Here is a 21,959-nt window from a genome sequence, read left to right as displayed (position 1 = left end):
GCCCGCCCGCGGCATCAGGCCTTCGGCGTGAGGCTTCCCGATCCCTTCGGGGTCTGCATCGTCGTGCAGGTGCCCTTGGGTTCGAGCTTGAAGGCATTGCCCTGATAGTCCGCCGTGCTCGTGCCCGCGCAGGTCGTGCCGGCGCCTGCGAAGCAATCGTTCTGGCCCTTCAGCGCGACGCCGAAGCACTTCTCCATCTTGCCGTCCTTCATGGCCTTCATGGTCTCGGCCTGCTTGGCCTTCATCATCTTTTCCATGTCGCCCTTGGCCATCATCTCCGCCGAGGCGGACGTCACGGCAAGCGTGCCGGCGGCGACCGCGAATGCGCCGACAATCATTGCGGACAGCGTGCGATTGGACATGCGTGTTCCTCCATTCTCAGGGTTCAGCCTGCGGACATTGCAGGCGTCTGGCGGCCATCGGCACGCCTGCACATTGGTTCGCTCGGATGCGGCGGAAGGTTACGTCGCCGCGTTCGAGATGGCGTCCCTCAATTGCGCCTGAGATAGACGAATAGATCGGCGGCCGCCGACGACGACCAATCGGCGGCGCCCTGGAGGTATCCGATGACGAGGCCCGAAGCGGAGATCAGGTAGGTGATCGGCATTCCATGGAGGATGAACGGCGCGGTCCTGCCGCTGCCGTCGCCCTGCTGGGCCACATATCCGTTCGGATCGAGGCAGATCGGCAGCGTCTTCAGCCCAAGCGACCCGACGAAACGACCGACACGGTCGCGATCGCTCCGGTCTTCGGACACCGCGACGACCTGCAGGCGATCATGGGCGACGCTGCGCGCGAGTTGATCCAGCACCGGCAGTTCGGTGCGGCAGGCCGCGCACCATGAGGCGAAGAAGTTCAGCAGGATCGGCGCGCCGCGCAGCGCGGCCAGATCGAGCGTCCCGCCCTCGAGGCGAAACAGCCTCACCGGCGGCAGGCTCTGTTGCGGCCGCAGCAAGATGAGCTGATGGCGCCCGTCCGCGAAGGCCGGCACGTCATCGTGAGGCGGCGCAGCCAGGGCGGATCCCGCGCCCGCCATGAGGACCGACAGCAGGCCGCCGGTCACATCGCGCCGGCTCGCCACGCTCATTCCGTCACCTCCTCGACGACGAGAACGGGCGACGACTGCGGCACGGCGGGACGGAATGCGATGAAGAAGAACAGCGGATTGGGTAGCCAGTACAGCCAGCCGATCGACGGCTCACGCCGGCCATCCGGAAGCCGAAGGTCCAGCCAAACGTACAAGAACTTGTAGATGCACAGCCCGGGGATCCAGTTCAGCCGAAGATGGCCCGTCTTCAGGTAACGCCGCCGGATGTAGAGATTTCCTTCGAACGGCGTGATGCCCCAGAGTCCGACCGGCCCCTCGGCAATCACCTCGCCGCTCGGCCGGTGCGTGATGCGCACGATGCGCGGGCGTGTGATTTGCAATCGGATACCTCCGCTGACCGCTCCGGACCATGTCGTTCCGACGGTTCGATCGCGGACCTGGAAAGGTTACCTGGCAGCTTGTCACGGCGGAGCAGATATCCGCGGCGCAAATCCGGCTACGGCGGCCCGAGCCTCGACTGGCCTCACGGCTGACGAATCCGGATCGAGATCACACGCCCTGCCCGATCGACAGCGTCGCCGATCACGAGCGGAACGAGATGAAGGCAGGTTCGCGTGATCAGATTCTCCAGATTGGCCGGCGTGAGCTGCTGCGACATCTTCGCGACGCAGGCGAACCCGGCCGCCGCGGCGGCGCTCCCGGCTGCGAAAACGAATGCCAGCAGGACGAGCGCGTCCGATATCACGGACGGCGTGATGGCTTTCATGCAATTCCCCCTGCGGCTGGACCCGCGGCGGCAAGCCTCACAAGTCTATACGATATGACTGCGCCAAGACCACAACCGTTGGCGGAACCGACCCGCTGCAGACCACCTGAAAAAAATCTGCTGGAAACGCCGGCCGTCGTGTCGGCATGTGCGCATGCGGACCGTCCTTGGGTCAGCCGTATCGATACGAGCTGGCTTGAGCACTCCCAAATGGCCGCCTATCCAAGGTTGAAGCGTGGCCTGCACCCGGACCGGAGAGGACCCCTGCGATGCCGACGAACAAAAACACGATCTGCCTGTGGTTCGACAAGGACGCCGAGGCGGCCGCGCGGTTCTATGCCGAGGTGTTTCCCGACAGCCACGTGGCCTCCGTGCACCGCGCGCCGGGCGACTATCCGTCCGGCAAGGCCGGCGACGTGCTGACAGTGCAATTCACGGTGTGTGGCATCCCCTGTCTCGGCCTCAATGGCGGCCCCGCGTTCACCCACAACGAATCGTTCTCGTTCCAGATCGCCACCGACGATCAGGCGGAGACGGACCGCTATTGGAATGCCATCGTCGGCCATGGCGGCCAGGAAAGCCAATGCGGCTGGTGCAAGGACAAATGGGGCATCTCCTGGCAGATCACGCCGCGCGCACTCACCGACGCGATGGCGGCCGGCGGAGCCGAGGCCAAGCGCGTGTTCGCCGCGATGATGACGATGAAGAAGATCGACGTCGCCGCCATCGAGGCGGCGCGGCGGGGATGACCTTGCCAGCCGGAGCGCAGCATCGCCGCGCTCCGGCGTCACGGGCACAGGCTGCCGCCGCGATGGCGCGCAGGCTGCCGTTCGACGCCAGAGCCTCGGGACGAAACAAATGACGCCGCCTGGGGAACCATGGGATTGCCAGCAGATTGGTTCCATGACGCAATCCCCCCACCCGGAGACATCTCATCACCATGAAGATTCTTACGATCACTCTCGCAGTAGCCGCGAGCACATTGATGGCTGCAGCCGCCTCCGCTGCCCCGCTCACGGCCAGTATATCGGTCCTCCCGGAGAGCAGCATCCAGCAGGTTCGCCTGGTCTGCAACGAGAACGGCCGCTGCTGGCGCCAAAGCCGCGAACGCCGTGTCATCATCCGCGAAGACCGCGGCGCCTACGGCTATGGCCGGCACGAGCGGCGTGACTATGAAGGGCGTGGCTATGAAGATCGTGACGGCATCGGCATCCGCGCGCCCGGCGTGAGCGTCGGAATCGGCCGATAACACGTCCGACGTTCTGACTCCATGCCAAGGCATCGCGATCAGAACTGCACATGATCCACAAATGAGCCAGGCGTCCGACGTTCGCATGTCGATGCAACGATGCTACGAACGTCGGATGAGCCGTCAGGCCAGACTCGCTCTCGCTTCAGGCGATGGCGGCGACCAGATCCTCGCGACAAATAGTTTCGGCCGGACCTCGCTATTGCGCGCGCGCACACCATATGTTGATGATCACCGCGCGTCCCCCGGCTGCCATCGGTGACTGAGAGCCATGCGCTCCCGCTGCGACCAGAAGGCGGACAGCATGTCGAAAACTTCGAACACCTCTTCGAACACCACCACGTCCAGTGCGCGCGTGGTTGGTGCGACCGCTCCTGGCGCCGCCATTCTTTGGGCTGCTGATCGTCGCCGCGATTCTGATCCGGTGGCCGCCGTTCGCAGCGGGGCGCTTGCGCCAGTTCACCCCGACAAGCCCTCCGAGCCGGCCAAGCGAGAGCGGTCATCGCTGCACGCCACACTCGCCACCAGGGCGGAGAATGCGTTGGAGACGGCGGGCCTGATGCAGCAGGGCGGCGAGCGCGCTGCCGCGATCAGGAAGGCGACCATCCTCGCAAACGCCGCCGAGATACTCGGGCATTTCAACGGAAGTGTCCGCTCGCGAACGAAGTGACGCTGGGGCGGCCTGCTCCTGCGTACCATCGTGCCCTCCGAGGGCGGCATCCGGTACAAGGACAGTCAGCCAATGCTCGAGATCAACCTCACCACAGAGCCTCCTCACGGCACGGTCGTGGATCCCGACTTTCTGCTGACGGAAATCATCGGGCTGAAGCGCCTGCTCGTCGAGGCCGAGAGCAATGCCAAGACCCGGTCCGAGCAGGCCGAAATCGAGGCGAGAGAACGCGAGACGGCGAGCAGGCTGCAAAAGCTCATTCTTGAGGAGCTGCACCATCGCATCAAGAATACGCTCGCGACCGTCACCGCCATCGTCTCCCAGAGCCTCCGCAACGTGCCGGCGACCAAGGATGCACAGCATGCCATCTCCGGGCGGCTCCTGGCCCTCGGACGGGCACACGATCTCCTCCTGCAAGCGAAATTGTCCAGCGGCGATCTCCGCACGGTGATCCGTACGTCCGTCCAGGCCTTCGACACGCCCGACGACTCACGCTTTGCGATCACCGGGCCCGACGTGCTGGTGACGCCGGATGCCGTCATCGCCATCGCGATGACGCTCAACGAGCTGTGCACGAACGCCCTGAAGTTCGGTGCGCTGTCCGTGCCGGAAGGACGCGTCGATCTGCTGTGGACCGTCGACCAACGCCGGGTCCGCTTCGCCTGGACCGAAAGAAACGGCCCGGTCGTTCAACAGCCCGCCAGCCGAAGCTTCGGAACCCGGCTGATCGAAACGCTCGGCGTGCAGCTCGGCGGCGAGGTTCAGTTGACCTATGCGCCGTCAGGGCTCTCCTACACGTTCGACGCGCCGATCGCCGTTCTCGACTCTCCCGTGAGACCGCCGATGCACGCAACAGAAAGGGATCTCCGATGTCGCTGAGCCAATTTAGCGTCGATGAGCAGCCGCACACGATGGACGGATTGCGCCTGCTCGCCCAGGATGGCGCCGTCGGCGTCGAGGCCTTCGTCAGCCGCAAGGTGATGGACATCTGGGCCGAGTCGATCGAGCACACGGGCGGCCGGCAGAGCCTGTTTCGTGTCCAATACAATGCGCTGGGACAATTGAACCTTGCTGCGATCGAGCGGATCGTGAGCAGGAAATATCGGCGCGGCGCCGCATCCAACCGTCAGCATCCCTTCATCGAGGTGTTGTTCTCGGATATCGCCGACAGCGGTGAAACGCTCGATCTGAGCGAGCTGGTGCGAGAGCCATTGCCGCCGTCGTTCCATCGGCTTGCGTGAGACAGGCGGACGGCGCACCTCAGGTCTGACCGATCAGGGTGTGCGCGGACGCGGTGCAGATCTCCTCGAGGAAGTCGAGGAAGGCACGGGCGCGCGAGGAGATCAGCTTGCGGCTCGGAAAGATCGCGGTCAGCTGGGCGGCGCGGGTGTCGAACACGACCCCCCTGCCGATCTCGACCAGCCGGCCCTCGCCGATCAGCTCGACGCAATAGTGCTCCGGCAGAAAGGAAATGCCGGCGCCATGGGCGACGGCGCGGCGTACCGCCAGCGGATTGTTGATGCGGGCGACATGCGCACCGACGTCGAAGCGGACGAGATGGCCGTGCTGCTTGATCATCAGGGTGCGATCGCCATAGCGCCGCTCGCAGATCATGAGATGGCGCTCCAGCGCGCGGACGTCCTCGCCGATGTCGTGCGCGGCGAGATAAGCGGGGCTGGTCACCCAGATCAGGCGGCCGCCGATCAGCACCTTCTGCGCCAGTTCGGAATTCTCCTGCACGCCGACCACGACCGCGATGTCGAAGCGGTCGGCCAGCATGTCGATCGCCCGCGTGGTCGCCTCGACATCGAGCTCGATGCGCGGATAGCGGCGGTGGAATTCGGCGAGCTGCGGCGCCAGGATCTCCTCGCAGAATGCCGGCGGCAGCGCCACGGACAGTCGGCCGCTGGGCACGCCGACCAGCCCGGTCATGACCGCGTCGGCCTCAGAGACCTGATCCAGGATCTTCTGACATTGCTGGAAGAACAGCTCGCCCTCACGGGTCACCCGGACGCGCCGCGAGTTGCGGTCGAACAGCCGGATGCCGAGATCCTGCTCGAGCCGGGCGACCGATTTGCTGACCGAGGATTTCGGCATGCCCAGCGACCGCGAGGCGCCGGTCATGCCGCCGGTCGCGACCACCGCATGGAACACCGGAATGTCCTCGATCCGCCATTTCATCCTAGAGCCGCTCGTTCATCGAGAGAAACGATCCGTGCACGTTAGCATGATTGTCTAGCATGGGAAACTTCGTAAGGTCCGTCCCAGCACGGCCGCGGGTCACAGTCCACGGCGGCCCATTTCGCGGAGGGACACTTGGCCCGGATCATCGGCGGCATCGGCGCCTCGCACTCGCCCACCATCGGCTTCGCACTCGACACCAACAAGCAGAACGACCCGGCCTGGAAGCCGATCTTCGACGGCTTCGCAGTCGTGCGCGACTGGGTGAAGCAGAAGGACATCGACGTCCTGTTCATGATCTACAACGATCACATCACCTCGTTCTTCTTCGATCACTACTCCGCCTTCGCGCTCGGCATTGACGACCGGTATATCGCCGCCGACGAAGGCGGCGGACCGCGCGACGTGCCGCCGGCGAAGGGCCACCTCGGCCTGTCGCAGCACATCGCGATGGCGATGATGGCGGACGAGTTCGACATGTCGTTCTTCCAGGGCAAGCCGGTCGATCACGGCCTGTTGTCGCCGCTGTCGATGATGGGCGATGCCAGCGGCCCGTGGCCGGGCATGGTGGTGCCGCTGCAAGTCGGCGTGCTGCAATTGCCGATTCCCAATGCGAAGCGGATGTGGAAGCTCGGCAAGACGCTGCGCAAGGCGATCGAGAGCTATCCGGAGGATCTGAAGGTCGCCATCTTCGCCACCGGCGGGCTGTCGCATCAGGTGCATGGCGAGCGCGCGGGCTTTCTCAACGAAGACTGGGACAACGAATTCCTCGATCTGCTGGAGAACGACCCGGAGCAGCTGACGGCGATGCGCATCGCCGACTACGCGGTCAAGGGCGGCATGGAAGGCGCCGAGGTCATCATGTGGCTGATCATGCGCGGTGCGCTCTCGGACAGTGTGAGGCTCGTGCACAAACAGACCTACGCGCCGTCGGTGACCAACATCGCCACGCTGGTGTTCGAGGATCTCGGCGGCGCGCCCGACCCGCAGGAGGTCGCGGCCTATCGCGCACACATCGGCCATGAACTCGCGGGCGCGGAGATGCTGACCGGCACCTACCCGTTCACCCATGGCCGCAGCCAGGCCAATTTCCGCATCAACGACTTCCTGCACCGGCTCGTCATCCCCGCGCATCGCAAGAGATTCGTTGAGGAATTCGACGCACTGGCGGACGAGCACCGTCTCACGGACGAGGAGCGCGAGCTCATCAAGAACCGCCGCTGGATCGAGATGATCCGACGCGGCGTCAGCTTCTTCGTGCTGGAGAAGATGGCCGCCGTGATCGGCGTCTCCAACCCGGAGGTCTATGCGGCGTTTCGCGGCGAGACGCTGGAAGCCTTTCTGAAGACCCGCAAGGTGCCGATGCGCTACTCCGTCGCCGGCGGCGCCAAGGCGGACGCGATCGACGCCCATTGACATCGGCACGGACGACCGGCGCCGCCGCCCCGCAGCGGCGACGCAGGTCATGTCTCCGGCGTTGATGCCGCGCGCCTTGGCCCAGCGCTCCAGGACCTTGCGCTCGTCGCAGCGTGCACAAGCGGAAAAGCCGCCGCGCCCCGCGGCGAACGCCGCTTGGCCCTCCCCTTGCATCGGCCTCTCATGAGCCGGTTCGCAAGATGGAGTTGTCAGATGTCCGACAGCCTGCACACCGTCGTCGTGGCCAGGAAGGCCATCGAGGCGCACAACATGGCCTCATTCGAACTTGTCCCGGCGGACGATCAGCCGCTGCCGGGCTTCACCCCCGGCAGCCATATCGACGTCACCCTGCCGAACGGACTCACACGGCAATATTCGCTGCTGAACAGCGCCGCCGAACGCAATCGCTACTGCATCGGCGTGTGGAAGGATGCCAACAGCCGCGGCGGCTCCAAGGCGCTGCATCTCGATATCAACGAAGGCGACAAGCTGCAGGTCAGCCGCCCACGCAACCGCTTCAAGATCCCGAAGGACACCAAGCGCGCGCTGCTCGTGGCGCGCGGCATCGGCGTCACGCCGATCCTGTCGATCGCGGACACGCTCAAGGCGAAGAACATCCCGTTCGAGCTGCACTACGTGTTCGCGCTGATGTCGCCGGATTCGTTCCGTAGCACCATCGAGGCCTCGGCCTTCGCCGAAGATACGACATACTACAAGGAAGCCACCGAGGACAATCAGCTGCTGAAGGCCGCCGAGCTGCTGGCCGACCGGCCCGACGACACCCAGCTGTTCATCTGCGGCGTCGACTGGTGGATGGATCCGATCGTCGCGCTGGCCAAGCAGAAGGGATTTGCCGAGGAGCGCATCCATGTCGAGCGCTTCACCGCGAAGGCGGCCGCGGCACTGCTCGACAAGGTGTTCGACGTCACCATCAAGAGCACCGGCGCGACCTTCAAGATCCCCGGCGACAAGACCGTGACCGCGTTCCTCGAGGAGAACGGCGTCAAGATCGCGACCTCCTGCGAGCAGGGCCTATGCGGCACCTGCAAGACCAGGGTCGTCGAGGGCGAGGTCGACCATCGCGACAAGCGCCTGTCGGCGGCGCAACGTGCCGAAGGTTACTTCCTGCCTTGTGTATCGCGCGGCAAGGGCGACCGGCTGGTGCTGGATCTCTAGCACCGTGACGACCGAGACCGATCTGTGGCAGACCGCGTGGATCATCGCGCAACAGCATGGGACCGACGGGCCTGCGTTCGCGGCCCGCATGGCCGACGGCTTCAGGCTCGGCCACAAGATCGCCGCGCATCGGGCGTGGCTGTCGATCGCGGCCAAGGTCGCCGTGCTGATCGACGACAGCGCATCGGGCACCACGCACCGGCATTGATATGTCGAGAAGCGGACAGTTCTGATCGCGCTGTTCAGAATCGGACACGCTGTGTCGGCGCGTCATTCCGGGGCGACGCGCAGCGGCAAGCCCGAAATCCATATCCACCAGCCGTGGTTATGGATTCCGGGCCTGCGCCCAACGGGCTCATAACGACGGGGAGGCAGTCGCGGCTGTTCGGAACGTTTTTTGCTCCGCCTGACGCAGTCACCAAGCGACCGTCCAACATGCGCGAACGCGCAGGTCGCGCCTTGTGAGGAAGCATGTCCGTGTCACAGTCCGGCACGGCGGACGTTCCAGCCGCCGCCGACATCGCGTTGGCCTATCACGCCCGCACCAAGCACAGCCTCAAGCGCTATGCGGCGGGGCCGGAGACGCTGGACTGGGACGCGCAGCCCAATCCGTTCCGCGAGTTCGCCGGCAGCCCGCGCACCGATCTGCCGCTGACCTCGGACCGTCTCGCCGTGAGCTTCGCCGATGCCTGCGACGCCACGGCGCCGGTCCAGCCGTTGACGATCGACGGCGTCGCGCTGCTGCTGGAATTGTCGTTCGGGCTGGCGGCCTGGAAGGAGTACGGCCCTGACCGCTGGGCGCTGCGCTGCAATCCCTCCAGCGGCAATCTGCATCCGACCGAGGCCTATGTCATCGCGGAGAATGTGACAGGGCTCAGCGACGGTCTTCATCACTATGTCAGCCGCGATCACGTGCTGGAGCAACGTTGCCGCCGCGGCAGGCCATCGCATGGCGAGCCGCGGCTATGGCTCGCGCTGTCCTCGATCCATTGGCGCGAGGCGTGGAAATATGGCGAGCGCGCGTTCCGCTACTGCCAGCTCGACCTCGGACATGCGATCGGCGCCGTCAGCTACGCCGCCGCTGCGCTCGGCTGGTACGCGCGCGTGATCGACGGCATCGACAGCGCGAGGCTCGCGGCGCTGATGGGACTCGATCGCGCGGATGATTTCGCCGGCGTCGAGACCGAGAATGCCGATGTGCTGCTCGCGATCGCGCCGCGCGATGCGAGCTCGCGGTCGCCTGCCGGTTTGCCATCACTCGCCACGATCGACGACACGTGGAAAGGTCAGGCGAACCGGCTCGATCGCCATCCGCTCTACCGCTGGCCCATCATCCCCGAGGTGAGCGCGGCCACGGCCGGCGCGGCGCAGGATGCGATCTCCATTCCGTGGCGGTGCCCGCCGCTGACGCGGCAATCACAGGCGCGCGCGGCCGAGCTCATTCTCGGTCGTCGCAGCGCGCAACGCTTCGACGCCAGGTTCACGATGGATCTCGCAACGTTGCTTCACCTTCTCGACGCGCTGCTGCCGCGCGCTACGCCGCCATGGACCATCTGGCCGTTCGCGTCGCGGCTGCATCCGCTGCTATTCGTCCATCGCGTCGAGGGGCTCACGCCCGGGCTCTATGCGCTGCCGCGCGGCAGCGAGGCGGAGACCAGCCTGCGGCGCGCGCTGCGTCCCGACTTCGACTGGCAGCCGGTCGAGCGCGTGCCTGATCATCTGCCGTTGTTCCGGCTGCTGCCGACCGACAGCCGCGGCGTGATCCGCACCGCTAGCTGTCACCAGGCGATCGCGGGCGACGGCTGCTTTGCGATGGCGATGCTCGCCGAGTTCACGCCGGCCGTCAGCGACCATCCGTGGCGCTATCGGCAACTGCATTGGGAGGCTGGCCTGATCGGCCACGTGCTCTACCTCGAAGCCGAGGCGGCGGGCCTGCGCGGCACCGGCATCGGCTGCTTCTTCGACGACTCCGTGCACGAGATGCTCGGCGTGGTCGGAGAGCAGTTCCAGGTGCTCTATCACTTCACGGTCGGCCGTCCCCTGACCGATGATCGCATCACGACGCTGGCGGCCTATCCCGGCCGAACGCGCAATGAAGCGGGAGTCCTGCCATGAGACCGCGTATTCCGTTTCAGCGCATCGATGTCGACCACGCAGCCGAGCTGCTGCAGCGCGACGATGTGCTGCGCTTCGACGTCCGCGACACCGCCTCGTTCGACACCGCGCATATGGCCGGCGCGCGGCATCTCACCCAGCGCAATCTCGCCGAGATGATCGCCGGCACAAGCAGGCGCGCGCCGATCCTGATCTACTGCTATCACGGCAACGCCAGCCAGGACTACGCGCAGACCTTCTCCGATTTCGGCTTCACTGAGGTCTATAGCCTCGACGGCGGCTATGAGGCGTGGCGCCAGCGTTGTCCCGCGCGGAGCGGCGCGGCGAACGTCAGTCCGGCCCTGGCGGCGTGGCTCGCCGCCCAGGGCTTTCCCGCTGACGACATCGACGCCATCATCGCCAATCGGACCACGCCGCTGATGAAGGCGGCGCATCTCGGCAATGTCGGCGTCATCCGCGAGCTGCTCTCTGCCGGCGCCGACATCGCCGCCAGGAACGCGGACGGCAATAACGCGCTGTGGCTCGCCTGCGTCGGCCGGCATCTCGACGCCATCGACGCGCTGGTCGAGGCCGGCATCGATCTCGACAACAGCAACGACAATGGTGCGACAGCGCTGATGTATGCGTCCTCCTCCGGCAAGGCCGATGTGGTCGCGCATCTCCTGGCCAAGGGCGCGGACATCCGCACCGAGACGCTCGACGGCTTTTCCGCGCTCGACATGGCCGCTTCGCTCGAATGCCTGAACCTGCTGCGGAATGCGGCCAAGGCGGCGGCTTCAAAGGCGCCCGCGCCCGAGGTCCGACCGTGACCGTCATCGAGCACGATTTCGGCATGCAGCAGCGCCAGGTCGAGCGCCGCTTCCGGACGCTGCTCAGCCTCGATGCGCTGCACGAGGCCAATGTCCGCGCCAATCCCATTCCTTATCTGGAACGCGCCAGCGAGCGCATCTACCAGCTCGAGAAGGCGCTGTTCGATGCGCTGCAGGCGGCGACGGCTGCAGCCGACGATCATGGCGAGACGGTGAGCATCGGCAAGGCCGAGCATCAGCGCCTGCTGCATTGCCGGGCCATCGTCGAGAGCGCCTATGCGCAGCTCGTCGCCGATCAGCCCGAGACCTGACTGAACGAGGTTGGAGAAAGAGATGAGTGAAGGATTCTTCGTGGACTGGGATGGCAACCTGCGCAGTGCCGCCGATCCCGGCGGCGGATATCTGTGCGACATCGACACTGTCGCGCGCTATGTCGCGGTGACGACCAAGAACGGCACGCTGGTGCACGAGGCGACCTTTTTCAGAACCCGGGCCGATGTCGACAAGGCCGGCATCAAGGCACAGCTTGTATCCGGCACCCATCCCTGGGGCAAGAAGGCGGATGGGTTCTGAGGGTCCGCCGAACGAGATCACGTAGTGAGTGTCATTGCGAGCGAAGCGGAAGCAATCCAGGGCTCAGGTAGGATTCTGGATTGCTTCGTCGCTTCGCTCCTCGCAATGACGTTGGAAACCCCATCCGTCAATCCGGGTGGATCATGATCTCCATGGTCTCGTCGAGGTCGTCGAACGGGTCGGGAATATCTTCCACCAGCGCGACACCGCACAGGCAGACCTCGCCGTCGATGACAGCGAGCGCAATCGGCTCCAGGCTCTGCCCTGCGCAGGCACCGGCGTTGCACAGCCCGGTGTCGATCTCGAACGTTGCGCCATGCCGTCCGCAGCGCAGCAGCGTCCGATCCGGATTGAAGAACTGGCCGCTACCGATGTTCAGCCATTTGCCCTCATGTGGGCAGCAGTTGACGTAGCCGACAAAGCCACCGGACACAGTGTGGATGATCACGATAGGAAACGGCCGCGCCTCGCCATTGTCGCCGATCCGCGACAGGCTGAACGCCTTGGCTTCACCCGGCGCGATGCCGGCGGTCGGACAGATCACGAAGATTTCCGGCTCACGTTCCGTCATGCGCGGCGCTCCCTGACCGGCGCGACGGAGCTACGGGACCGCGATGACGTCTCCTGTCGCAAACCTGACGGCAGCAGCCCGACGTGTCGAGCCACGGCGCATCATTCTCGATCTGTCCCGATCCTTGCATGAAGCATGCCGTAGGCATCGAAGACACGCGCGATGTCGGCTTGGAGACAATGATGGCCGCGATCAAATTCTACATGACGCCGGGATCGTGCTCGACCGGCATCCACATCATTCTGGAAGAGCTCGAGGAGGTGTTCGAGGCCTATATCGTCAACCTGCCGGCCGGCGACAATTTCAAACCGGACTATGTGGCCATCAACCCGAAATCGACGATTCCGGCGCTGGTGCGCAGCGACGGCAGCGTGCTGACGGAGGTGCCGGCGATTGCCTATTGGCTCGGCCGCTCCAGGCCGCGCGCCAGATTGTGGCCTTCGGATATCGAGACCGAAACGCGGCTGCTCGAAGCCATGAGCTACATTGCCGGAACGGTGCATGGCCACGGCTTCGCGCGCATCTTCGCCACGCCGACCTTCAGCCGCAGCGAGGCCGACCAGGAGTCGGTGCGCGCGCTCGGCCGCAACATCGTCGTGAAGGGCTTTGCCATCCTGAACAAGATGCTCGACGGGCAGTCCCATCTCGGCGGCGAATTCTCGGTCGCCGATCCGATCCTGTTCTATGTCGAGTTCTGGGCCGACAAGACCGGCATTGCGCTGCCGGCCAACCTGCTCGCGCACTACCGCCGCATGCTCGCGCGCCCGGTCGTGCAGCGGGTGCTGCGCGAGGAAGGGTACAATCCGGCGACCTTGGGGCAAGCCAGCCAGTTGTAGCCGATCTACTCCGCGGCCTCCGGCAGCAGCTCGTGGTCGCCAAGATCGATGCCGCGGAAGATGGCGCAGCGGCGGAAGACCTCGATGGTCGGGCGGACGCTCTTGTGGTGGCAATATTTGGCGACCAGCTTGGCCAGCCCCTTGATGTCGCGGCCTGACGCGCCTGGGAACGTGTCCACCAGCAGCTCCACCAAGCCGGCATCGACGTTCAAGCCGAACTGCGCGCACATCACCCGCCAGATCCGGCCGCGCGCTTGCGCGTCCGGCGCCTGGAACTTGATCAGCGCGATGCAGCGCGACACGATCGCTTCATCGATGTCGTCGATGCGATTGGTGGTCAGGAACAAGAGCCCGTTGAAATATTCCAGCACACGCAGGAATACGCCGACGACGGCATTCATCGTCATGTCGTCCTCGCGCCGCTTGATGTAGACGTCGGCCTCGTCGATCAGCATGACCGCGCCCCAACGCTGCGCGCGCGTCAGCGCATCCTTCAGCGCACTCTCCATCGCCGCGACGTTCAGCCCGAGCTGACCGGAATGCACGCGGTACAGCGGCCGGCCGATGATCTCAGCGTAGACTTCCGCCGTCAGCGTCTTGCCGACGCCGGGCGGCCCCGCGCAAAGCACGGTGGTGCCGCCGGACTTGCCGGCGACGATGTCGTCCATCAAGAGGTCCATCTCGGCAGTGAGGATGTCGATCAGGTCGGTCTGCTCCTCCGGCAGCACCAGCTTCTGCTTGAGCTCGGGCTGATAGGCGTAGGGCACCATGTCGTCGGCATGCACCCAGAGATAATGGTGCAGGTCGAGATGGAACATCAGCATATAGGGATGGACGGGAATGCGGCAGAAGATGCCCTTCGGGATCGCCGCCCTGGATTCTTCGACCTCCTGCTCGGCGTCATAGAGATTGCTCTTGGCAGCCTTGCGCAGGTACTGCCCGAGTATGTCGCCCGTGACCTCGAGCGTCAGCGCCCGCTCGGTGAGAATGCCTTCGTCGTTGACGAGCCGCGCGCTGCCGCCGCCGGACGACAGCACGATCACGTCCTTGCGCGACCAGTCCATATCGCGATGCGAGGAGTTCGGATCATCGGCAAAGAAGCCGATGCCTCGGCCGGAGAACTGCGCTCCGTAGCGGCCGCGCCAGGCGAAATAGCGCTCGGCCGTCTCGTCATAGGCGGATATCAGCTCGGGTGTTTCCTTGAGGAAGCCCTTGGCGGCGAAGATTTCGGCGACCGTCCTGCCGACGATGTCGCCGGCGGAGATGCGCAGGGTGGACGTGGTGATCGCGCCCTTGGCGTTGGCCTTGAGCTCGATGAAGACGCGGCCGGCCTCGTCATTCGACGGTGCGGTGTAGTCGAGTCGCGTCACGACATAGGGCAGCGGCCGGCTGGCGACGTTGGCCGTGAACATCCAACCGCGGATGGCGTCCGAGATCAGGTAGCGCGCAATCGCCGGCAGCACCGATTCCAGTTCGTGCTCGGAGAACCGGGCGCCGGAATCGGCAAAGGCGCGCTGCAGGGTGGCGATCTGCGCCGCACGGGCGTGCCATTCGGGACCGGCCTTCTGGTAGCTGTCGCGCAGGAAGTCGAGCTCGGCGGTCGCGAGTTGCGCCATATTGACCTCGACCTTGTCGCCGAAACGCAGCTGCTCCGTCAACGAGGCCAGACGCGGGAAGGCCGCCGCCATCGCCAGGATGGTCGGACGTTCGATCTGCGCCTTCATCGGTCGCACCTCGACGCTGTCGGACTCACGACGACATTCTCGTCGGCGTGCGCGTCACGTCTTCCGCCTTTGCCAGCAGCAGGCGGTTGGCGGCGAGCGAGAACTCCTGCCAGGCGGCGGCGATGTCGCGCAGGATCGTCTGCACGTAGTCCTTCGACGGCTTGTGCTCGAACGGAAAGTTCGACAGCGCACAGGAAGTGCGATTGAAGGCTATGGCATCGTCGAGCAGCGACTGCATGACATCGCGGAACGGTTTCTGGATCTCCGGCATCAGGGCGGAGCGCCCGCGTTCGACGGCGACGTCGCGCATGTCGAAGGTCAGTGCGTCCAGCACCTGCAGCGCCGCCGCGAACACCCCCTCGGTGGCTCCGAGAACAGCGAGCTGGGTCAGTTGCTCGCGCTGCTGCGTAGCGAGGCTGCGGTTGAGCCGCTGCCGATAATCGTCGAACGCGGCATCACGCTGCGCGGCGACCCAGGCGCCGAACCAGGCGAGGCTCGCTGCGTTGCCCGACAGCCCGTCGCCGATCGCCACGGCCGGCCGCGGCCCGGCGATCTCGCCCATGCTCCGGGCCATCGCACGCTCGATGCGCTTGGCGGCGTTCAGGGCACCTTCGAGATAGCCGGCCGCGTGGCTTGCGGTCTCGGCGCCACCGAGGTGCAGCCGCCCGTCCCATAGCGCCCGCCGCAGCATCGGATTGGCGATCTCGCTGTGCTCGCCGCGCGGCGTGGTGCGATCCAATGCGCTGCAGGTGAAGCGCTCGGCCGCCCAGTCCTGATAGTGCTGCTCGCCGCCTTCCAGCGCGGAGCCGAACAGCTGCACCATCTGGCTGTCCATCAGCAGCGGCAGCCCGACACTGAAGGTCGCGCGCAGATCGGGCGAGAAGGCGAGGAAGCCGCCGAGCGCAGCACGGTCGCCGCCGGCATCGCAGGCGTCGAAGATCTCGCCGATCACGGCCTGCTCGTGGCTGACGAACGCATTGCCGGACCGGCCCTGGTCGCGCCAATGCGCCTGGTCGTAGGCGATCACGACCTTGGCCTGCGCCGCCATCCAGGTCTCGGCACCGCGCATCGCATCGAAGGTCGCGTCGTCCAGCTCGGGAAAGAAGCCGACGTGATCGATCAGCAGCCGCGGCGGCAGCGCGAGCACGGCGCGCTTGGCCTCGATCGCGACCGATTCCGTTGATGTGGCAAAGATCAGCCGCACATGCGTGCCGCAATCGACGATGCGCACCAGCTCATGGCCGAGATGGATGCAGGGCTGCGGCAGATCACGCGCCAGCGCCTCGACCAGCTTCGTCATGCCGCCGGAGAGCCGGCGCGCGCCCTGGTGGACCGGCGGCCCGCCGATCTGCTCGGCCGACTTGTCCGCCTCCTTCAGATGAAGAACCGTGCCGTCATCGTGCTGGGCAAAGTCGGACAGGCCGAGCTCCGCGATCAGGCCGGTCAGCAGCGGCTGGGTGTCCGGCCAGAACCAGGTCGGGCCGAGGTCCAGCGCAAGCCCCGCCTTGCTCCTGACCGACAGCACACGTCCGCCCAGGCGATGTCGGGCTTCGAACAAAGCGAACGTGCTGCCGCGCTGCTGCAGGCTGCGCGCGAGTGCCATTCCGCACAATCCACCTCCGACAATGGCCGTTTCGAGCATGGCAGGACCTCGGCTGATGCGTTGCGATCGCGTCTCGACCGGGTCCTGCAAGAAGCTTGCAAGTTTTTGCGCACCAGGGGATGTGCGTTTCCAAACATTGCTTGATTTTCGCACCAGCTTGGCTCACGCCATCACAATGAGCGACGAGCGCGAGATCCTGGCCGCCAATGCGGCCTTCTATGCTGCCTTCACGGCCGGCGATTTCGCGGCACTCGTTGCCCTCTGGGCCGATCGCGACGGCATCTCCTGCATTCATCCGGGCTGGCCGGCGATCGTCGGCCGCGCCGCCGTGATCGGCAGCTGGCGCGACATCCTCGCCAACCCAGGCCGGCCGAACATCGTCTGCGCGGACCCGCACGCGATCGCCAACGGCGATCATGGCCACGTGCTCTGCATCGAGCTGGTCGACGGCGCGGCGCTCGCGGCGGCCAATCACTTCGCGCGCATCGACGGCGCCTGGCGGATGATCCACCACCAATCCAGCCCGATCGCGCAGCTCGCGACGCCGGAACACGACGCCGACGGCCATCGTCTCCACTGATCGCCGCATCTGGCACGAAATTTGATCTACCCTCCCTGACCGGCAGCAATGTCGGGGATTGTTGATTTTCGTCGCGTCGGATTCGGGTCGAATGTCCGTCTCCACGCAAGGCGATCTGCGCAGGCTGCGACCAGCAACGTGCAGATGCCGACGGGAGACAGGGATGGCACGCGTTCTGACCGCCTATCTGAAACGCAGCGATGTGCCGACGCGCACAGCGTTGCAGCACGCCATCGACCTCGCGCTCGGACAGGCGCAGGGAGCACTGGTATGAACATCGCGGCTCCACTTCAGCCGACGGCGATCCATGCCGTGCCTGCCGAGCTCTGCGACTGCGGCTTCCGCCTGCTGATGATCCGCCAGTTCAATGTCGGCGCGGTGCCGCCGGCCTTCGCCATCATCGATCAGCGCGTCATGCGCATGCCGCAGCGGCTCGGCCGCCATGGCGTGTCGTTTGCCGCCACGTTCCTGCCCGAGGTGATGTCATGGCTGATCGATCATCTCGGCCGGCCATCGCTGCATGATGAGACCGGCCGCTCCTACCGCAATCCGCGCTGGCCTGTCGTGTGCTGGCATGACCAGGAACGCTACTGGCCGAGCGGCGCCGTCACGGTCGAGTGGTTCGCCGAGGTTGCCTTCCAGGATCACGCATCATGGATGGCATTCCGCACCCATTGGCACGAAAGCCTGACGGGCCGGAATGCCGGCGCAGACGCGACCGATGGAGAAGCAGAGCAGCGCGACGCGTACGATGCGGAAAAGGAATTTGCCGGCGAGGTGCTTCAGCAGGCATGATCTGCCAAAGTGATGCGGAGCCGTGCCGGGCTCTGTTCGATGCCGGTCGAGGCGTGATATCAAGGACGTGATCAAACCGCGCGGAGGCTCTCATGCGCTACGTCTCATGGTTCGGAGGCTGGCTCGGTCATTTGCTGCCGCAAGGGCGCGCTGACAGCCGTCTCAAAGCGCACGACATCCTCACCCGGCGCCCGGCCGCCGAGTTGTCCAATGAGGACCTGTTCTACATCGCGATGCTCGGCCCTCACGTCTGAGTGGGACCAGATCCCTCGCACATCGCGCCGCCCATCGGCGGCCTCCCGCCTCGATACGACACGAGCCCGACATGACTGACATTGCGCGCTTCCGCGACTTCGTCGCCGATACGGCACGCCTCGTCGCAAGCACGACAAACGAGCCGGAGCTGCTCGCCGCGCTCGCACCGAAACTGAAGGAGCTGATCGCGCATGACGACTGGCTGCCTCAGGCCTTTGCGGTCGCCGACGGCGGCCGCTACCGACAATATCTGCTGTATGCCGATCCGCTCGATCGGTTCTCCATCGTGAGCTTCGTGTGGGGCCCCGGCCAGGGCACGCCGGTGCACGACCATCGCGTCTGGGGCCTCGTCGGCGTGCTGCGCGGCGAGGAACTCTCCGTCAGCTATGCGCGGCAGCCGGACGGCACGTTGCGCGCGGCTGCGCCGGAGCGGCTGCGGGCTGGACAAACGGCCGCGGTATCGCCACACATTGGCGACATCCACGCGATCTCCAACGGTCTGGCGGACCGCTCCTCGATCAGCATCCACGTCTATGGCGGCAATATCGGCCGCATCCGCCGCGCGGTGTACGATGCGGAGACCGGCGCCGCCCGAGACTTCATTTCCGGATATTCGAATGACACCGTCCCCAACCTCTGGCCCGACCGCACCGCCGCCTGACGGTTTCCGCATCATCACACCGACCGAGTTGCGGCGGCGCTGGCGCGCCGGCGAGGAGGTTGCGCTGCTCGATGTCCGCGAGGAAGGCCCCTACTCGCTGTCGCACCCGTTCTTCGCGGTGTCGCTGCCACTGTCGCAGATCGAGCTGCGCATCCTCGATCTCGTGCCGCGTCTGAATGTAGCCGTCGTCGTTTATGATGATGGCGAAGGCTATGCCGCCCGCGCGGTGCCGCGCATTCATGCACTGGGCTACACCGACGTCGCGATGCTCGCTGGCGGGCTGTCGGGCTATGCGCGCCATGGCGAGGTGTTCCGGGACGTCAACGTGCCGAGCAAGGCGTTCGGCGAATTGGTCGAGGCCATCCGGCACACGCCGTCGCTGTCGGCCGACGAAGCCAAGGCGCTGATCGAGCGCGAGTCGAACCTGGTCGTGCTCGACGCCCGCCGCTTCGAGGAATATCGCACCATGAGCATCCCGCGCGGGGTCAGCGTCCCCGGCGGCGAGCTGGCGTTTCGGGCGCGCGAGGTCGCGCCGTCGCCCGACACCACGATCATCGTCAACTGCGCCGGACGCACGCGCTCGATCATCGGCACGCAGTCGCTGATCAATGCCGGGCTGCCGAACAAGATCTATGCGTTGCGCAACGGCACGATCGGCTGGACACTTGCCGGCCATCAGGTCGAGCGCGGCAAGACCGCGCGCGTCCTGGAGCGGCCACGGACGAGCTACGCGACCGCGCTGGCTGATGCCAAGGCCTGGGCCGAGCGCGTCGGCGTCGGCGTGCTCGATGCCGCGACATTCGCGCGCCATCAGGCCGAAGCCGGGGTGCGCACGCTGTATTGCCTCGACGTCCGCACGCCCGAGGAACATGCCGCCGGCCATCCGACCGGCTTCGCGTCGGCACCTGGCGGCCAGCTGGTGCAGGCGACCGACGAGTGGGTGGGCGTGCGCGGCGCCCGTCTGGTGCTGTTCGACGATGACGGCGTGCGCGCGCGCATGACGGCGTCATGGCTGAAGCAGATGGGCTGGGACGTGGCGGTCGTGGGACCGGATGTCGTTGGAGCGACCGAGACGGAAATCCGCGCCGCACGCCGACCGCCGCTGCCGCAGCTTGGCGACGCGGCAATCAGCGCCGAGCAACTCGCGGCCGATCCCGCTGCGTGGACGATCGTCGATCTCACGCGCAGTCCGAGCTACAAGGCCGGACACATTCCGGGCGCACATTTCGTGCTGGCGTCGCGCTTTGCGGATGATCTCGCCAAGCTGCCCGGCGACGGTCCGATCGTGCTGACCAGCAACGACGGCAGCGAAGCCGCGTTTGCGCTTGCGGATGCACGTGCCGCGACGACGCGTGAGCTGCGCGTGCTCACCGGCGGCACGCGCGCCTGGACGGCTGCCGGGCATGTGCTGGAGAGCGATCGGTCCTCATGGATCTCGCTTGCCGACGACGTCTACAAGCGTCCCTATGAGGGCACCGACAACGCCGCCGAAGCGATGCAGGCCTATATCGACTGGGAGCTGCAGCTCGTCGCTCAGCTCGCCAATGACAGCGTGTCGAATTTCCACGTGGTGTAGTTCTGTGAATGCGCAGGGTGGGCAAAGCCGCATTCGCGACGCGAATGCCGCGTGCCCACCGCTTTCACGCGGGTCGCGAGACGTGGTGGGCAGGCGCCGCTTTGCCTACCCTAGGTCGTTACAGCGTCACCGGGAGCTGCGCGCCGAACTCAGCGGCGCTGGTTGTAGACGTCGATGCAGACGGCGCCGAGCAGCACCAGGCCCTTGATGACCTGCTGATAGTCGATGCCGACGCCGAGAATGGACATGCCGTTGTTCATCACGCCCATGATCATGGCGCCGATGACAGCGCCGCCGACCCGTCCGACGCCGCCATAGGCCGAGGCACCGCCGATGAAGCAGGCCGCGATGACGTCGAGCTCGAAGCCGAGGCCGGCCTTCGGCGTCGCGGTGTTGAGCCGGGCGGCGAAGATCAGGCCGGCCAGCGCGGCCAGCACGCCCATGTTGACGAAGGTCATGAACACGAGCCGCTCGGTCTTGATGCCCGACAGCTTGGCGGCCTTGGCGTTGCCGCCGACCGCATAGATCTGCCGGCCGACCACGGTGCGGCGCGTCATGAAGCCGTAGAGCGCGATCAGCGCCGTCATGATGACCAGCACGTTGGGCAGGCCGCGATGCGAGGCGATCAGATAGGTGAAATACATCAGTGCGCCGGCCAGCACGACGTTCTTGGCAGCGAAGAAGCCGAACGGCTCGACCTCGATGCCGTGCTCCACCTCGCGCGCACGGCCCTTGACGCTGGCATAGACCAGAATGAGCGTCAGCACCGCGCCGATCGCGAGCGACGTGGGATAAAGATGCGCCGCGCTCGGCATGAACTCAGGGATGAAGCCGGACGACAGCTTCTGGAACGTACCCGGGAACGGCCCGACCGATTGCCCCTGCAGCAGCGCCAGCGCCAGGCCCTTGAACACCAGCATGCCCGCCAAGGTGACGATGAATGACGGAATGCCGAAATAGGCCACCCAATAACCCTGCGCGGCGCCGATCGCGGCGCCGACGATCAGGCAGGCGATGATCGCAAGCGGGAAGTCGACGTGATAGCGCACCATCAGCACGGCGGCGACGGCGCCGACGAAGCCCGCAACCGAGCCGACCGACAAATCGATGTGCCCGGTCACGATCACCAGCAGCATGCCCAGCGCCATGATGACGATATAGCTGTTCTGCAGCACCAGGTTGGTGAGGTTGAGCGGCTGCAGCAGGGTGCCGTCGGTCATGAACTGGAAGAACAGCATGATCACGAACAGCGACAGCAGCATGCCGTAGCTGCGCAGATTGTTCTTCAGGAAGCCGCTGTGCGACTTCTCCTCCGGGAGCGAAACCGTCTTGTCGGTCATTGCTGGCGTCCTCCC

The 21,959-nt window shown here is 65.7% G+C and carries 27 protein-coding genes; 18 read left to right on the top strand and 9 right to left on the bottom strand.

Annotated elements, in window-relative coordinates; genetic code table 11:
• Positions 1–14: 14 nt before the first annotated feature.
• The 4 genes from QX135_RS05775 to QX135_RS05760 form a co-directional block, all read right to left on the bottom strand.
• Positions 15–362 (bottom strand): DUF2282 domain-containing protein, encoded by a 348-nt coding sequence (locus QX135_RS05775; RefSeq protein ID WP_315738435.1) that lies wholly within the window; start codon positions 360–362, stop codon positions 15–17.
• 128 nt (positions 363–490) lie between these two features.
• Positions 491–1,063, bottom strand: a complete 573-nt coding sequence (locus tag QX135_RS05770; protein ID WP_315772083.1) for a TlpA disulfide reductase family protein — start codon at positions 1,061–1,063, stop codon at positions 491–493.
• Positions 1,064–1,083: 20 nt separating this feature from the next.
• Positions 1,084–1,428, bottom strand: a complete 345-nt coding sequence (locus QX135_RS05765) for a hypothetical protein (RefSeq protein ID WP_315772081.1) — start codon at positions 1,426–1,428, stop codon at positions 1,084–1,086.
• Between the two features lie 143 nt (positions 1,429–1,571).
• Positions 1,572–1,814 (bottom strand): hypothetical protein, encoded by a 243-nt coding sequence (locus tag QX135_RS05760; protein WP_315772079.1) that lies wholly within the window; start codon positions 1,812–1,814, stop codon positions 1,572–1,574.
• Positions 1,815–2,083: 269 nt separating this feature from the next.
• Between QX135_RS05760 and QX135_RS05755 the strand changes: the two genes are divergently transcribed.
• From QX135_RS05755 to QX135_RS05735, 5 genes are all read left to right on the top strand, one after another.
• Positions 2,084–2,563, top strand: a complete 480-nt coding sequence (locus tag QX135_RS05755) for a VOC family protein (protein ID WP_315796785.1) — start codon at positions 2,084–2,086, stop codon at positions 2,561–2,563.
• 191 nt (positions 2,564–2,754) lie between these two features.
• Positions 2,755–3,063 (top strand): hypothetical protein, encoded by a 309-nt coding sequence (locus QX135_RS05750; RefSeq protein ID WP_315738440.1) that lies wholly within the window; start codon positions 2,755–2,757, stop codon positions 3,061–3,063.
• Positions 3,064–3,367: 304 nt separating this feature from the next.
• A complete protein-coding gene (locus QX135_RS05745) occupies positions 3,368–3,733 on the top strand; it encodes a hypothetical protein (RefSeq protein ID WP_315738441.1) in 366 nt (121 codons plus the stop codon).
• 72 nt (positions 3,734–3,805) lie between these two features.
• Positions 3,806–4,612, top strand: coding sequence for a sensor histidine kinase (locus QX135_RS05740; protein ID WP_316176932.1), 807 nt, complete (start codon positions 3,806–3,808; stop codon positions 4,610–4,612).
• Positions 4,603–4,974, top strand: a complete 372-nt coding sequence (locus QX135_RS05735) for a signal transduction histidine kinase (protein ID WP_315796782.1) — start codon at positions 4,603–4,605, stop codon at positions 4,972–4,974. Before QX135_RS05740 ends, QX135_RS05735 begins: the two co-directional genes overlap by 10 nt.
• Positions 4,975–4,993: 19 nt before the next feature.
• Here QX135_RS05735 and QX135_RS05730 read toward each other — a convergent pair whose 3' ends face one another.
• Positions 4,994–5,914 (bottom strand): LysR family transcriptional regulator, encoded by a 921-nt coding sequence (locus QX135_RS05730; RefSeq protein WP_316176934.1) that lies wholly within the window; start codon positions 5,912–5,914, stop codon positions 4,994–4,996.
• Between the two features lie 135 nt (positions 5,915–6,049).
• Between QX135_RS05730 and QX135_RS05725 the strand changes: the two genes are divergently transcribed.
• From QX135_RS05725 to QX135_RS05695, 7 genes are all read left to right on the top strand, one after another.
• The gene (locus tag QX135_RS05725) at positions 6,050–7,330 is read left to right on the top strand and encodes a gallate dioxygenase (protein ID WP_315772068.1); all 1,281 of its coding nucleotides are present in this window, start codon (positions 6,050–6,052) and stop codon (positions 7,328–7,330) included.
• Positions 7,331–7,543: 213 nt separating this feature from the next.
• A complete protein-coding gene (locus QX135_RS05720) occupies positions 7,544–8,506 on the top strand; it encodes a PDR/VanB family oxidoreductase (protein ID WP_316233993.1) in 963 nt (320 codons plus the stop codon).
• Between the two features lie 4 nt (positions 8,507–8,510).
• Positions 8,511–8,714, top strand: a complete 204-nt coding sequence (locus tag QX135_RS05715) for a hypothetical protein (protein WP_315738447.1) — start codon at positions 8,511–8,513, stop codon at positions 8,712–8,714.
• A 263-nt stretch (positions 8,715–8,977) separates the two neighbouring features.
• A complete protein-coding gene (locus tag QX135_RS05710; RefSeq protein ID WP_315811766.1) occupies positions 8,978–10,621 on the top strand; it encodes a nitroreductase family protein in 1,644 nt (547 codons plus the stop codon).
• Between the two features lie 65 nt (positions 10,622–10,686).
• Positions 10,687–11,430: an ankyrin repeat domain-containing protein gene (locus QX135_RS05705; RefSeq protein ID WP_316234020.1), complete on the top strand. Its 744-nt coding sequence runs from the start codon at positions 10,687–10,689 to the stop codon at positions 11,428–11,430.
• Positions 11,427–11,741 carry a hypothetical protein gene (locus QX135_RS05700; protein WP_316233992.1) on the top strand — a complete coding sequence of 105 codons (315 nt, stop codon included), beginning with the start codon at positions 11,427–11,429 and terminating at the stop codon, positions 11,739–11,741. Before QX135_RS05705 ends, QX135_RS05700 begins: the two co-directional genes overlap by 4 nt.
• Before the next feature lie 22 nt (positions 11,742–11,763).
• Positions 11,764–12,003, top strand: a complete 240-nt coding sequence (locus QX135_RS05695) for a hypothetical protein (RefSeq protein WP_315738450.1) — start codon at positions 11,764–11,766, stop codon at positions 12,001–12,003.
• Between the two features lie 127 nt (positions 12,004–12,130).
• Here QX135_RS05695 and QX135_RS05690 read toward each other — a convergent pair whose 3' ends face one another.
• A complete protein-coding gene (locus QX135_RS05690; protein ID WP_315738451.1) occupies positions 12,131–12,574 on the bottom strand; it encodes a Rieske (2Fe-2S) protein in 444 nt (147 codons plus the stop codon).
• Positions 12,575–12,756: 182 nt separating this feature from the next.
• Between QX135_RS05690 and QX135_RS05685 the strand changes: the two genes are divergently transcribed.
• A complete protein-coding gene (locus tag QX135_RS05685) occupies positions 12,757–13,410 on the top strand; it encodes a glutathione S-transferase family protein (protein ID WP_316233991.1) in 654 nt (217 codons plus the stop codon).
• A gap of 5 nt (positions 13,411–13,415) precedes the next feature.
• Here the strand turns inward: QX135_RS05685 and QX135_RS05680 are convergent, their stop codons facing one another.
• Entirely contained in the window at positions 13,416–15,134 is a 1,719-nt protein-coding gene (locus QX135_RS05680; protein ID WP_316233990.1) for an ATP-binding protein, read from the bottom strand.
• A gap of 25 nt (positions 15,135–15,159) precedes the next feature.
• Positions 15,160–16,776 carry a flavin monoamine oxidase family protein gene (locus QX135_RS05675; protein ID WP_316233989.1) on the bottom strand — a complete coding sequence of 539 codons (1,617 nt, stop codon included), beginning with the start codon at positions 16,774–16,776 and terminating at the stop codon, positions 15,160–15,162.
• 136 nt (positions 16,777–16,912) lie between these two features.
• On the opposite strand from QX135_RS05675, the gene QX135_RS05670 reads away from it, so the two are divergent.
• The 5 genes from QX135_RS05670 to QX135_RS05650 all read left to right on the top strand — a co-directional run bounded on the left by QX135_RS05670 (position 16,913) and on the right by QX135_RS05650 (position 20,604).
• Positions 16,913–17,317 carry a nuclear transport factor 2 family protein gene (locus QX135_RS05670; protein WP_316233988.1) on the top strand — a complete coding sequence of 135 codons (405 nt, stop codon included), beginning with the start codon at positions 16,913–16,915 and terminating at the stop codon, positions 17,315–17,317.
• A gap of 276 nt (positions 17,318–17,593) precedes the next feature.
• Positions 17,594–18,112: a hypothetical protein gene (locus QX135_RS05665; protein ID WP_315776255.1), complete on the top strand. Its 519-nt coding sequence runs from the start codon at positions 17,594–17,596 to the stop codon at positions 18,110–18,112.
• Positions 18,113–18,204: 92 nt separating this feature from the next.
• On the top strand, positions 18,205–18,366 hold the full coding sequence (locus tag QX135_RS05660) for a hypothetical protein (protein WP_315738455.1): 162 nt from the start codon (positions 18,205–18,207) through the stop codon (positions 18,364–18,366).
• A 71-nt stretch (positions 18,367–18,437) separates the two neighbouring features.
• Entirely contained in the window at positions 18,438–19,028 is a 591-nt protein-coding gene (locus tag QX135_RS05655) for a cysteine dioxygenase (protein WP_316233987.1), read from the top strand.
• On the top strand, positions 18,985–20,604 hold the full coding sequence (locus QX135_RS05650; RefSeq protein WP_316233986.1) for a rhodanese-like domain-containing protein: 1,620 nt from the start codon (positions 18,985–18,987) through the stop codon (positions 20,602–20,604). Before QX135_RS05655 ends, QX135_RS05650 begins: the two co-directional genes overlap by 44 nt.
• Positions 20,605–20,753: 149 nt before the next feature.
• On the opposite strand, the gene mmsB is transcribed toward QX135_RS05650, so the two are convergent.
• Complete coding sequence (gene mmsB / locus QX135_RS05645) at positions 20,754–21,944, bottom strand: multiple monosaccharide ABC transporter permease (protein ID WP_315738458.1); 1,191 nt, start codon at positions 21,942–21,944, stop codon at positions 20,754–20,756.
• Between the last annotated feature and the right edge of the window lie 15 nt (positions 21,945–21,959).

The sequence above is a fragment of the Bradyrhizobium sp. SZCCHNR1098 genome (genome assembly GCF_032489375.1).
Taxonomy (GTDB): Bacteria; Pseudomonadota; Alphaproteobacteria; order Rhizobiales; family Xanthobacteraceae; genus Bradyrhizobium.
The sequence above is the reverse complement of the archived record's forward strand: the minus strand, read 5'-3'. Positions and strand labels throughout refer to the sequence as shown.

What these genes read in the sequence shown, in the direction of transcription:
- QX135_RS05775 (WP_315738435.1), bottom strand. Translation starts at nt 362, where the DNA reads ATGTCCAATCGCACGCTGTCCGCAATGATTGTCGGCGCATTCGCGGTC.
- QX135_RS05760 (WP_315772079.1), bottom strand. Translation starts at nt 1,814, where the DNA reads ATGAAAGCCATCACGCCGTCCGTGATATCGGACGCGCTCGTCCTGCTG.
- QX135_RS05755 (WP_315796785.1), top strand. Translation starts at nt 2,084, where the DNA reads ATGCCGACGAACAAAAACACGATCTGCCTGTGGTTCGACAAGGACGCC.
- QX135_RS05750 (WP_315738440.1), top strand. Translation starts at nt 2,755, where the DNA reads ATGAAGATTCTTACGATCACTCTCGCAGTAGCCGCGAGCACATTGATG.
- QX135_RS05745 (WP_315738441.1), top strand. Translation starts at nt 3,368, where the DNA reads ATGTCGAAAACTTCGAACACCTCTTCGAACACCACCACGTCCAGTGCG.
- QX135_RS05740 (WP_316176932.1), top strand. Translation starts at nt 3,806, where the DNA reads ATGCTCGAGATCAACCTCACCACAGAGCCTCCTCACGGCACGGTCGTG.
- QX135_RS05735 (WP_315796782.1), top strand. Translation starts at nt 4,603, where the DNA reads ATGTCGCTGAGCCAATTTAGCGTCGATGAGCAGCCGCACACGATGGAC.
- QX135_RS05730 (WP_316176934.1), bottom strand. Translation starts at nt 5,914, where the DNA reads ATGAAATGGCGGATCGAGGACATTCCGGTGTTCCATGCGGTGGTCGCG.
- QX135_RS05720 (WP_316233993.1), top strand. Translation starts at nt 7,544, where the DNA reads ATGTCCGACAGCCTGCACACCGTCGTCGTGGCCAGGAAGGCCATCGAG.
- QX135_RS05710 (WP_315811766.1), top strand. Translation starts at nt 8,978, where the DNA reads ATGTCCGTGTCACAGTCCGGCACGGCGGACGTTCCAGCCGCCGCCGAC.
- QX135_RS05695 (WP_315738450.1), top strand. Translation starts at nt 11,764, where the DNA reads ATGAGTGAAGGATTCTTCGTGGACTGGGATGGCAACCTGCGCAGTGCC.
- QX135_RS05690 (WP_315738451.1), bottom strand. Translation starts at nt 12,574, where the DNA reads ATGACGGAACGTGAGCCGGAAATCTTCGTGATCTGTCCGACCGCCGGC.
- QX135_RS05685 (WP_316233991.1), top strand. Translation starts at nt 12,757, where the DNA reads ATGGCCGCGATCAAATTCTACATGACGCCGGGATCGTGCTCGACCGGC.
- QX135_RS05680 (WP_316233990.1), bottom strand. Translation starts at nt 15,134, where the DNA reads ATGAAGGCGCAGATCGAACGTCCGACCATCCTGGCGATGGCGGCGGCC.
- QX135_RS05675 (WP_316233989.1), bottom strand. Translation starts at nt 16,776, where the DNA reads ATGCTCGAAACGGCCATTGTCGGAGGTGGATTGTGCGGAATGGCACTC.
- QX135_RS05670 (WP_316233988.1), top strand. Translation starts at nt 16,913, where the DNA reads ATGAGCGACGAGCGCGAGATCCTGGCCGCCAATGCGGCCTTCTATGCT.
- QX135_RS05660 (WP_315738455.1), top strand. Translation starts at nt 18,205, where the DNA reads ATGCGCTACGTCTCATGGTTCGGAGGCTGGCTCGGTCATTTGCTGCCG.
- QX135_RS05655 (WP_316233987.1), top strand. Translation starts at nt 18,438, where the DNA reads ATGACTGACATTGCGCGCTTCCGCGACTTCGTCGCCGATACGGCACGC.
- QX135_RS05650 (WP_316233986.1), top strand. Translation starts at nt 18,985, where the DNA reads ATGACACCGTCCCCAACCTCTGGCCCGACCGCACCGCCGCCTGACGGT.
- mmsB (WP_315738458.1), bottom strand. Translation starts at nt 21,944, where the DNA reads ATGACCGACAAGACGGTTTCGCTCCCGGAGGAGAAGTCGCACAGCGGC.